The sequence below is a fragment of the Scytonema millei VB511283 genome, from assembly GCF_000817735.3.
Lineage (GTDB): Bacteria > Cyanobacteriota > Cyanobacteriia > Cyanobacteriales > Chroococcidiopsidaceae > Chroococcidiopsis > Chroococcidiopsis millei_B.
In genome coordinates, this window is record NZ_JTJC03000001.1 from 410,989 (window position 1) to 423,113 (window position 12,125).

Here is a 12,125-nt window from a genome sequence, read left to right on the forward strand (position 1 = left end):
CAATAATAATTAATAAGCTCCTAAATCTCCGCCTTGATACGGTACGTGTGGAAATACTCCATCTTCTGGTTTCCAGAGCCGTACCCGCGCTCCAAATGTTTCCATAATTGGTTGACCAAGGGTTTCTATGTAGTCGCGAAATACAGGTTCAAATCTGCCTTCTGTGTGGTTATCTACATGCAGCCAGACGCGCTTAGAATTTTCTAAAACATGACTCATTTGATCTAAATTACTAATTAATTTGCCACCACCCCAGCGATCGATTACCCGACCGTTATTCCAATAGAAAACATCGAAACGTATGTTGCCTGGAATGAAGTAATCTAGACCACCTAAACCAGTTGAAGCAGCAGCCGGAGAAGTCGAGATGACAACATCGCCTGGTTGTCTATGACTGCTAATATATGCAAATGCTTCATTGTTACGCCGAGTGAGTGCATCTTGATAGCTAGCTAAAACTCGATTTGGTTCTACGTTCAGGATTAAAAGTAAGACAATACTAGCGATCGCAATCCCTCTAGTCGGTAACGAATTCCTCGTAAATACCTCAAACTTGCTGGCTAAACTTTCGGCAATACAAGCAGCACTATAAACAGCAAGCAAAATAAATATTGGATAAATTTGATAGGTATACCTTGTGGCAATTTGATAAATCAAAATGGTTAGTAGGATCAGGTTGATCGATACGCTGTTAAACAAGAATAATGTTTTACCATCTCGCCGTTTGAGGAAGTAGATCCAACCTAAGAAAAAGAAGAAACTGTAAATAATATGCATTCGACTGGGACCCACAAAAAAATTGTTTGCCAGTCCTGAAATGCTAAAGAAATGAACTTTGAGATAAGCATCTGTACTGTCGGAAAGTGCTACCCAAGGAGTCAAGCAGCGAATTGAAAAGAAAACCAGGTCGTAAGCAATAATTCCCATCGAAACGATACTACTTACGACAATTTGCCAATCATCCGCCCAGCGAAAAGGTCGATAGAAAAATATAAATCCTACGAAAAAGCAAGGTAATAAAGTTACAGTTACCTCTTGATTTAAAATTGTTAGTGTCAGAGCAATGAAGAATCCATATTGATAAGCTCTACCACTGCGCTCGACAAATCCTTTGAGAAACAGCCAGAAACTTAAGATGCTCAGACATTGAACGACTTGGTAAAACCGAATAAAGCGCGAAAAATAGACTTGCGAAGGATCGAAGGCTAAGATTGCCGTGACGATGAGAGCCAGCCAAGCTTTTCCAGTAATTTTGCGGGTGAGGATAAAGACTAAAACTAAGGTGGCTGTACCCCAAAGTACCGATAAAAACCGAGCATTCACAACTGAGTCCCCGAAAAGCCGCAGCCACAGCGCCAGCATGTAGTGATAGGCTGGAGAGCGGGTATACCAAATACCAGATGTTGCTTGAGGCGCACCTGTACGCAGAATTCCCCTAGTTGCATCTAGAGAAGTATTTTCATCCGCATCGAGGTCTACGAAACCAAGGTTATAGGTTCTCACAATAAAACCGATCGCGACGATCGCACCCAGGATCAACCATTGATTCCATATAGGAGAATAGGCTTGATAAGCTGTTGCTAATCGATGGATGAAGTCGTGTCGCGTGCGGCTGGGAAGTAAGATAAACAAGGCGATCGCCCCAAACCCAAACAAAATTAAGCACATACTCGCTGGGGATACCCCAACGCTACCAACTAAACTCAAGCTGACAAAAGCAGTTAACCCCATAGGCAACCACAAGCCTAGGCAAGCTAGTTTTCTTTCCCGCCAACTCCATAACAGTGTCAGCAAAACGACGACTAAAAACCCTAGCAAGATGAGTGAATCGCTCTGTTGTTGAAAAAACAGCAGTCCCCGTTCTGCTTCTGCATAGCGGTGTTTGAGTAAACCAATCCCAATGAGAAACAGCGTTCCAGGTAATAATAGCTCTGCCCCAGCGCCTAAGCTATTCCACCAGCTATGGCGATCGTCCAGCCAAAACCTACCGAGGCTCCAGGCGCTAACTACAGCACAACCTACACCTGCTAATTGCCATAGCCAAAAGTGCCAGAGATAATCGGGATAATTGAGCAGATAAGCATCGCCCTCAAACGTGCGTTCCAACTTTTGTACGTCTGGCGAACCTAAAACCCGTGCTGCTTGTCCTTCACCCTCACCTTTGTACCAGCCAGATACAGGCTGTTCCAGAGTCTTCCAAGTGTTATTCGTGGCAATAGGTGCAATAACTGCGTGCGACTTAGTTTCTGCCCAGCCATCCAAGAAAAATCCCAGTGGATTGAAGGGAGCTGCCGCACCAAGTTGATGTATGGGTCGGGTTAAATGTACAGCCAGTGTATTGTTACCAGGGTGGAGAAAATTTGTCACCTCATACATATGTAAATCGTTATTACGATCGGCTTCGTAGCGGTTAACCAATAAACCGTTAATCAGCAAAGCATACTTCCCATCTCCCGCAAACCGAATGAAGGCACGGGAAAACTGATGTTGCGGTATCTGCCAATCACTTCTGAGCCACACTTCTCCTTGGGAACTTTCAATTCCGGTAATCCAATTGCCTTCTAGGAAGCGATCGAACAGTCTTGGGCTGAGGCGATTATAAGTTCCTTCTCGCACTGAACCAATTGTCCTAGCTGAAGACCAACTTTCATCAGGAAAATCGCGATCGAACCAAAGCAAACCATTGTGGGCTTCGTTGAGATTTGAGACTAGCCAAGGTGTTGTGCCTGTCGCCAGATCGATCGCGGGTGATGTAGATAATGGATATACAGCGCCCTCAACTACGACACGCGGATTTTGCCGACTTTTCTGTACCTCGATTGCGATCGTATTTCTCCCAGCTTGGAGGTGGCGAGTCAAGTCAACATAGGTCGTTAATTTCCAATCTTTAGCATTGGCAAGCTGAATCCAATCGTAGCCCCGCGAACGGTAAGCAACGCTATCATTCGCCCTTTGAAAATCCTCAGAGAATCGACTTCCTAAGCCCAGAGAATGATAGAGAATATTTCTGTCTCTAGCGATCGCCCGTCCGTTAACATAAAGAATGAAATCGTTGTCGGCACTCAACCGCAACCAGGCTGCTTCGGGAACGTCATTCAGGAAAAAAGACCGACGCGCATAAAAACGGTAAGTTGGCGCTTGGGGCGCAATCCACTGTGTTTGAGCAGACCAAGCAACGCGATCGGCAGCAGCAGGGCTTTTATCCCAAACAGAAAATCCCGATATGCCCAACAAAAAGCCCAAGATTATAACTAATCCGAGCGATAGCCAACGGTTTAAACGATTCATTCTTGAGCCTCGCCAGAATCCTTCCAAGCTTTGTTGTCAATAGATTGGCGATACTGCTCCCAGGCTTTTTCAATCTTGCCATCATGGTAGCTCGCCCAAGAGTTATGCAGATATGCTTGCCCCAGTAAAGCCAAATTGCTTTGCTGGGGATACTCTTGCGTCTCGATAATTTGTCGCGCCACCGATGCCGAGCGATCGAATTCACCATTAGCGGCTCTAGCCAACATTAAGTCATAAAGCGCTTCAATATGAGCCGGAAAAATCTGCAATGCCCGTTCAAAACGCTCTATTGCTAATCCCGTCTGGTGGTTTGTGGGGCTATTCGGACCATTAAAATAAGTCACTCCTTGATTTAAGATACTTGTCGTGAGATATTCCCTCACTAAAAAGTTTTGAGGTTGCGTTGCTAATGCATTTTGAAAATACTCTTCAGCGCGGATGAAATCTTTGCGTCGATAGCTTTCTAATCCCTTGACAAATGCGATCGCATCTGAATCTAGCTGGTTAGCATAAAATCCGGCTTCTGCCTCACGTCGCAGAAATTCCGTGTCGCCTTGCAAGGGAGGATAACAAGTTTTTAAAATCTTGCTAAGAGTAACCACTGGACGATACTGACCTTGAGCATATAGCGTATCTATGTGGCGATCGATGAAATTGGGTAAAAGCATTGAGACAACTAGTAAGGCGATCGCGACTCCCGCCCAAGGTAGAAACTTACCCATATCGGATATCAAAGCGTTAAAACTTCGCTCTGCTAATCCTAAATAAAATGCGATTAAACCAATGACTAAACCAGCAACAGTGGCACTCCAACCGCGACCAATGTAAGCAAAAAAATTATTACTATAACCAAATCCCTCAACCCAAATTAGATCCCAGGATGACATTTGAAAAAAGCGACTATCTTTAATAGAAAAAGAAGCGATTGATTTGAGTGGATCGGGTTGGCTTAATGTTATATTCTGTTTCCACTGAGACTGAATTTTCGGAAAATTTCTTTGAACGTGATGAGTCGCTTCTACCCCTTGTTTGTAATAAGCCGCACTCAAAAAAGCTACGGTAGGCGACCAGGTAGTAATAAAGTAAGGAAAAAGTAGCACGGCAACTAAGCCGCTCCAGAACAGCATTCGAGCGGCGCAACTGCGACTAAACCAGAGTGCGATCGCCCCAGCTAAAAGCGCAAACAATAAGGCGATCGCCCTACCTGCACTGGCGATAACAAGATTCGTGTCAAATGTCTTTAAAGCTGCGGCAGGTAAACTATACCAAGGGGATTTTACTCCCAGAAATAAAGCAAAAGACGCAACTAGAAAAGTCAGCCTCGTGCGCTCAAACCAATTATACCAAACCTTCCTTTTGACTTGAGATTGACCATCTATTACTGGTTCAGTCACAGGTAGTCTACCAGCCAAGATTGAGAAAATGGTATTCAAGTAATGGAGCAAATTATTCATAAGAAGTGAGTAGTGAGTAGTGAGTAGTGAGTAGGGTGTGGCTGGTGGCTAGTGGCTGGTGGCTGGAATCTACCCTAAGTTCTCCCTGTCCCCCTTGTCTTCCTTGTCCCCTTGTCTCCCTTGTCCTCAGTTTTGACTTTTGACTTCTGACTTTTGATTTTTGACTTCTAGGCGATCGCCTGGATTTATTCCTCTGGGAGAAAGTACGACCTGCTCCCCAGGCTCTAAACCTGAGAGGATCTCTCGTTGATTATCGAAGATTCTGCCCATCTTGACTGGTTTGACAACTGCTTGTCCTGCCTCGGCAATCATTACCATGCCTTCGCCACCAGATAAATGAATAACTGCACTTTCTGGAATTGCTAAATTCGCTTTGTCTTTATTAAACTGGACGTATCCCTGCAAGCCTGCTGCCATTTGCAGATCGTCAACGGCAATCCAGACGGAGTATGTATAACGGCGATCGATCCCACCTTTAGGACGCTTGCCCCCACTAGTTAAAATAGTTGGGTTGAGTCGAATCACTTTCCCTTGGAAGGTACGACCAGGATAAGACATTAAACGTACTGTTGCCAGATCTCCCACTTTAATCGCGTTGATTTGTGCTTGATCGATATAAGCCCTAATCGCAAAATCTTTAGATATACTGACTAATGGACGGCTAGCACGTACCCCTGCTAATTCACCGCGATCGATATTGACCCAACTAACTAAACCATCCATCGGTGCGTAAAGCACTGTATTGTGTAAATTTTTCAGAGCATTTTGTAATGCAATTTTGTCATTTTGCAGTTTCAGACGCGCATTGCCCAGCTCGTTATCAATCTCTTGTTGCGTATGTGCTAGTTCTTGCTGAGCGCCAAGCAAGTTTTGTTGCAAAGTTGTATAAAAGTCTTGGCTACCGTAGAGCTGAATTTGAGCGTTAATCGTTTGCCGTTTTGTAGAATCCAGGTCTTTCTTTCTCGCTAAATAACTATCTTGAATATCGTAGAGCTGAAATTTAGAAATAGCTCCTTCTTGGACTAATGAATTCATTTGTTGCAGTTTCTTTTGGGCGATCGCCAGCCGATGCTGACCGTCAACGACTTGGTCTTTGAGTTCTTTCTCAACTAAGGAATTCATATCTTGCACTTTAGTTGAGGCGATCGCTAATCGATGTTTGGCAAGTTCAACATCGGTTTTTAGCTTGGCTAATTTTACGGGCGCTGACTTTTGTAAGTTCAGCAAAGCCATTTCAGAAATAGCGGCATTGTTACGGGCAGCATCAACAGCATTTTTGTAAGGTTCTTGCTGGAACTGAACCAATGGCTGTCCTTTTTGTACTGACTGCCCTTCCTCAATGTAAACCTGTTCTACTGGTCCCGATACCTGCGGGCGCAGGTCGATCTTATGCAATGCTACCGACTCCCCAGGTGCAGCTACGTTATCCTCTAAAGTTTTTGGCGCTACAGGTATAGTTTTAACCGCGATCGCTTTACCCGTTAATCGTTGCAGTGCTGGATAACCAATGCTAGAAGCGTAGATTTTCGACTCTGGATTTTTGGTTGCTGGTACGAGTACGGCGATCGCTAGAACTGCCATAATTCCCAATGGCGCTGCTACTAGCGTCGTCAACACAGCACGAGACAAGAATGGATGAGAACGAATCATAATTTTACTGTTTGAGAGAGCGTCGGCGCGGTATGATCCAAGGCGGAGCTAAAGACCTCTTGCCACAGAGGAACGATCCGCGACCAGCCAAACCGGACTTGAACATCTTGTAAGCCTTGCCGTCCTAACTGTTGAGCCAGATTTGGGTCAGCTAGCACTTTCAAGATTGCTGCTGCCAATGCGTCAGGGTCTTTTTCTGGTACTAATAGACCAGTGACTCCAGAACGGATAACATCGCCAATACCACCCACTGCACTAGCAATTACAGGCTTTTCGTGGGCTAAGGCTTCTATCATCACGATTCCTAAACCTTCGGTATCGCCTTTGCTGTCTACAATGGCAGGCAGCACAAAGATATCGCAGGAAGCATATGCATCTGCCAATTCTTCTTTACTGACAAATCCGAGGAAGTCTACCACTTTATCTAAACCCAACGCATGACACTGAGATTTGATCTCTGTTTCTAGGATTCCCTTACCAACCACCCTTAAGCACACGGGCTGTTGTTTTAAAATCAGTGTCAAAGCTTCCAACAGATATCGCAATCCTTTACGTTCGTCCAGTCTGCCGACAAAAAGTAATTGAGGAATTGCCCCTGCTGGGCGTTGTTTGGGTGGTTTTGCTTCAATTGTTAAACCGTAAGGAATTACGGTGACTGCACCAGCATAAATTTTGCGTACCAATCCTAGCGTGAAAGAAGAATTGGCAGTGACGCTTTTGGCATGAGGCGTAAGCCAATGCAGAATTGAGGAGACAAAGCGGAATTTGTTTGCCAGTAGAAGTTCAGCTCCGTGAAAACTGAATACCATTGGAATGCCCAAAATCTTACTAGCGGGAAATGCCATCAATCCGTGCGGAAAAGCCCAGTGAACGTGAAGTAGGGCGGGTTTTTCTTTGCAACATACTAGAAATAACTGAATCGTCCCTAGAAGGATGTAAAGAGCCGCAGCGAGTAAATAAAGCGGCTGCTTTTGCAACTTAGTCGGCGCTCCATCGCGGACGAGATTTTCAAACCGTTTGATACAGTAACGAAAGCGATAAACTTTCACGCCATCTAGCATGTAGCTTTTACTACCTTCATAGGCTGGGGCAAAAACTGAGAATGTGGTTTCCGCAGATTGACAGCGTAAAATTGCTTCTCGCACAAAGGCTCCGTGATTGCCTTCTGCATTTTGAGGATATACCGAACTGATAACGAGAATGTGATTCATGAGCAGGGATAAGGGGTGGGTTTTGCTGACGGTTGATAGTTGACGGTTGACGGTTAACTGTCAACCGTCAACTATCAACTAATTAAGAATTACTCGCTACACGATCGCGGCTGACTTGCATATCAAATGCTTCTTTACCCGCACGAAACCCAACGTCAACTGCTTTGAACATGGCGGGAATGTATTGGAATGGTAAGAGCAAGCGATTTTCTACATGGAACCACCACCAAGTGCGGGAAAAGTTCATAGCAGATGTCACTAACCGCCCGCGCCCAAATTTGCTCTGACCAGAAAAGCGTGGATGCCAAGGAGTAGCAACCTCTGTAATGTTATATCCCCAACCTGCCAAGATTGCCAAAAGGTAGCGGTGGGTAACAACATCAAACGGAACTTTGGTGAGAATGTCACGGCGCACGAGTTTGATCCAATTCATGTCATGAATTTTCAAACCAAAGGACATCCGACAGGCAAGATTAGCAAATTTAGAAGCCATGACTTTACCGTCGCCGCGTTGCTGCCGCCATCCGGCAACGCCATCAACTCCTGGTACGCAAGCTTCTAATAATAAAGGTAAGTCAGTTTGAAAATCGGACTCTAGATCGGCTTGTCCCCAGAATATCCATTCTGTATCAACGTGGGTGATCGCAGTTTTCCATACTCCGGTAACACCCCGCTTTTGGGGATGCCGGATCGTTTTTAAATAAGCATATTGGCAACATAACTGTGTCAGAATTTGCGGAGTGCAGTCTGTGCTGCCGTCATCAATTAAAAGTACTGGTAGAGTAAAGCCTAGATTTTGAAAAGTGCGATCGAGTGTATGAAAAAGTTTTTCCAAATTACCTTCTTCATTCAAGCAAGGAATTACGATCGTGACTGAGTGACTCAAGGATGGAGGTGCGAGTAACATGCGGCGGCGAGGAATGTAAAAGTTTTGTTAAAAATCATCATGGCTTCGTAATGTATTGATTTAGTTCGGTAGAATTACTTGAATCTTTGTGTTTTTTGTTAAAGAATTTGTGAAGAGAAAGATTAGTTTGAAAAAACCTTAAAAAATAGTAAAAATTCTCTAGCGATCGCCATCAAATTTATGCCAATTTATGTACTTCCACTAAGAACGAGGTTGATTTTGAAGCACAAGTTTTTGACAAAAAAATTTACTTTTAGATAGAAGCCGTAATTCAACACATTTATTTCTCGATCGCAGTGTAAACACATAAGTGTAGTCTGCATACATCTCGGTAGAGATCGCGACTTCTTTTTTGTCAAGCGTGTAAATTGCACGATTCTATCGTCATTTCAGAAAAACGATCGGTAATTGTACTGAATTTTTGGTACAAATTAAACTCATCTATGCAGAATTCAGTCGCGCTCGAAGTATCTGTGTTGTCAACAAATTCCGTGTTTGTCTTCAGGTAGTTTACAACCATCTCGGGCAAGATAAATCTGTAGTAAATTTGACCTCTACCTCAAGACTGAAATTTGGCACTACTAAAAAGGAGATTTCGAGAAAATTTTATTTTGCTGCGGCTTCTCAGCTCAAATTTTGCCACGGTCTTGCTGAGAAAACCCCAGCTATGAGTTTTGTCTAACTGTGTAATTTGTCTAACGGTGTGAGACTAACCACTGTCGGGTTAGTTATTGAAGATCTGAACTTTGTGGAAATATGAACACTCAAACCAAACGGCTTTATCGCCAACTGCTCGTAGCTACCTTGTTAATGGGTGGCACTTTTAATATGACTGTACCTGTTCTGGCACAGTCTGTGCCGACTGCACCACTCACGGGTGCGGGGACGGAGATCAAAAACAAAGCGACTGCTACATATGAAGACCCTAGTAATCCTGGTACAATCAATGCAACTTCTAACGAAGTCATCATCACGGTAGCAGAGGTTGCAGGTATTGCCGTTACTGGAGCGACACCTGTTGACAGGAACGGTAGCAGTGTTTCCAATGGAGATATTTTAGACTTCGACTTCACGATTACTAACGTCGGTAACGATACCACTGCTATCTACATTCCAGGTAAGACAATCCTGAATACAGGAGGTCGTATTGTCGGTGGTCAAATTGGTAGCACCGCTGGAGCCAATAGCGTTTATATCGTCAGAATTAACGGAAACACGCTGACAACTCCAGTTGCCGTTCCTGATGCTGGCGTTCAATCAGATAATGCTACATTTATCGCTGCCATCCAAGGCGCGGGTTATGCTGCTTTTGATGGCTCGATTGATGTCAACCAAGAGATAGTAGTACGAGTTCCTGTCACAGTGACAGAAACCGTGGCGACTAATCCAATTAGCGTGCAATTCGGTAATACCGCTGACCCTGGAACTCAGAATCGCCAGAACATTCCATATGTAGTGGATGCTACTACGGATGATGACGTTCGTACTGCTGATATTACATCCGAACCAGCTCCTAGAAATTTAGGTCCTGCGAATGGAGAACGAGAAGCAGCAGCATTCCAATCGATTCCTTTAGGAACGCAGGTCACTACCCGCGCTCTAGCAACCGTACTCAAGACTCGCTCTTTATATACTCCAAATACTTCAGTACTCGATGACGACCAGATTCGTTATCGCTTAGACCTGCGCGTTGAAGGTTCTTACCCTAATAATGCCTCTATTGCTGTCGGTAATTTGGAAGGAACCGCTCTAGCTAACTCCATTGCGGGTGCAGGCGCTCCTACTGGAAATGTCATCCTCGTTTCCGATGTTATTCCTGCAAATACAGTCTTTGATGAAACATTCACACCAACAGCGCCTTCAGGCGGTTGGGTTGTAGTGTACAGCGAAACCGATCCGACTGCGCCTAATGCTACCGCTCTCAATGCTCAATGGTCTACAACTCCGCGTACCGCAGCTAACGCAGGCTTAGTGAAGCGAATTGGGATTGTTCGTACTGGATCGATGACTGCTGGATCTTCTACACTTACCGATACAAATGGCTTCCAGTTCCAGGTGAAGACAGCTACTGGCTTCGCTGGTGGTCAAATCCTGAATATTGCTCAATCCTTCGGTCATACCCAAGGAGATAGCGATCTTAACCGGATTATCTATGATGAATCCGGCGACCAATTCCCCAATAACTTTGAGGGTACTACGACTCCTTACGCTGACGGTGCAGGTGGCTTCGATCCTACTAATGATGATGGTATAGCTCTTGCTACTTACGGCAGTGACCCCAGCAGCCAAACTACAAACAACACTCAGAGTAACCAGGGTACGGGTGCTGATGGTGAGGTTAACCTATTTTCTATTGACCCACCTGGAAGCATTTTGACTGGACCGAGAGGAGTTCCAGGGGCAACAGGTCCAGGAGGCTCTACCCAGACTGACTACGTGAACCAGGCAATTTCGCCGCCAGTGGGTAAAAATCCTGCCGATACACTTACTGATGCCGAGACTGGCGATCTGGTCTTCAACAGCACAGTAAGAAACCCCAACTCGCTTGGACTTAACAACGTAGTTCTGAAGCCAATTCCCGCCGCACAAGCAGATTACGTAGCAGATAGCACGGCTGATAACCAGCAAGACCCCAATACTGGTTACGGTACAAACACAACCTTACCAGATGGTACGACCGTCAAGATCGAGTCTGGTGGACAAACAGCCATATATGAATGGGATAGCGGAACTAATACCTTTACCCTTCAGGCTGGTTCTTCTGTAGTCAAACTCACTACGCTCAACGGTCAAGTCAGCCTTGACTACACGGTGACAGTGAATCTTGGTGATGGTGCTGCTCAAAACGCTGCCTACCCAGTGGCGATCGTGGCGTTTGTCGATGAAGGTGGTAACAATGAATTTGACCGGAGTTCATCTGCTTCCACAGCTGAAAGTATCTTCAACATGAAGATTGTCAGAACGTACACGGGCTTCGTGAAGCTGACAAAAGAAGCGCGGATTTTGGATGATGCTGGTAATCAGATTACTGTAGATGCAAATAACAATCCGATTACCGATCCAGAAGGATTTACGACGAATCCAGCAAGACCCCAACCAGGTTGGAAGATCGAGTATCGGATTTCTTACGAAAACATCTCAACTCCTGCTTCTACTGGTGGTAGCGGTAGCGTCCAATTGAGTGCTAGCAACTTCAGGATCTTTGAAGATGGTACTGGCGATACAACAAATCCCAGAAATGGTACCTGGGCTGCAACTACATCCCACGTTCTGACGAAGGCAGTTGCGACACAAGGAACTGTCAGCTTCTACAATACTACGATCGATACAGCCAATCCTGGTTCTGGCGTACCTGAAGCCGAGATCAATAGCGGCTATGTCAACTTTATTGGTAGTTTAGCTCCGAATGGTACGGCAGGAACACCACAAGGTAATTTCAAGTTCCAGCGGCTAGTGAAATAGCTGAGGCGAATAGAATTCGCGGCTACACAGTCAAAGTCCGCGCAGACGGACTCAAGAAATTCAATGCTTTTGAATCCGTGCTTGTCTGGTTTTGCCTGTGTAGTTTCGCGAATTGTAGCCTCACGTGTTTTGCAATATTCCGATCTCTCTGTT

The 12,125-nt window shown here is 45.0% G+C and carries 6 protein-coding genes; 1 reads left to right on the top strand and 5 read right to left on the bottom strand.

Annotated elements, in window-relative coordinates:
* Positions 1–9 precede the first annotated feature (9 nt).
* The 5 genes from QH73_RS01930 to QH73_RS01950 all read right to left on the bottom strand — a co-directional run bounded on the left by QH73_RS01930 (position 10) and on the right by QH73_RS01950 (position 8,510).
* Positions 10–3,288, bottom strand: a complete 3,279-nt coding sequence (locus QH73_RS01930; protein WP_039715019.1) for a glycosyltransferase family 39 protein — start codon at positions 3,286–3,288, stop codon at positions 10–12.
* Positions 3,285–4,742, bottom strand: a complete 1,458-nt coding sequence (locus tag QH73_RS01935) for a tetratricopeptide repeat protein (protein WP_039715020.1) — start codon at positions 4,740–4,742, stop codon at positions 3,285–3,287. The genes QH73_RS01930 and QH73_RS01935 overlap by 4 nt, the downstream gene beginning before the upstream one ends.
* Positions 4,743–4,868: 126 nt before the next feature.
* Positions 4,869–6,392 carry an efflux RND transporter periplasmic adaptor subunit gene (locus QH73_RS01940; RefSeq protein WP_039715021.1) on the bottom strand — a complete coding sequence of 508 codons (1,524 nt, stop codon included), beginning with the start codon at positions 6,390–6,392 and terminating at the stop codon, positions 4,869–4,871.
* Positions 6,389–7,603 carry a glycosyltransferase family 4 protein gene (locus tag QH73_RS01945; RefSeq protein ID WP_039715022.1) on the bottom strand — a complete coding sequence of 405 codons (1,215 nt, stop codon included), beginning with the start codon at positions 7,601–7,603 and terminating at the stop codon, positions 6,389–6,391. The genes QH73_RS01940 and QH73_RS01945 overlap by 4 nt, the downstream gene beginning before the upstream one ends.
* Positions 7,604–7,685: 82 nt before the next feature.
* Positions 7,686–8,510, bottom strand: a complete 825-nt coding sequence (locus QH73_RS01950) for a glycosyltransferase family 2 protein (RefSeq protein ID WP_039715023.1) — start codon at positions 8,508–8,510, stop codon at positions 7,686–7,688.
* 756 nt (positions 8,511–9,266) lie between these two features.
* On the opposite strand from QH73_RS01950, the gene QH73_RS01955 reads away from it, so the two are divergent.
* Entirely contained in the window at positions 9,267–11,972 is a 2,706-nt protein-coding gene (locus tag QH73_RS01955; protein ID WP_039715024.1) for a beta strand repeat-containing protein, read from the top strand.
* Positions 11,973–12,125: the final 153 nt, after the last annotated feature.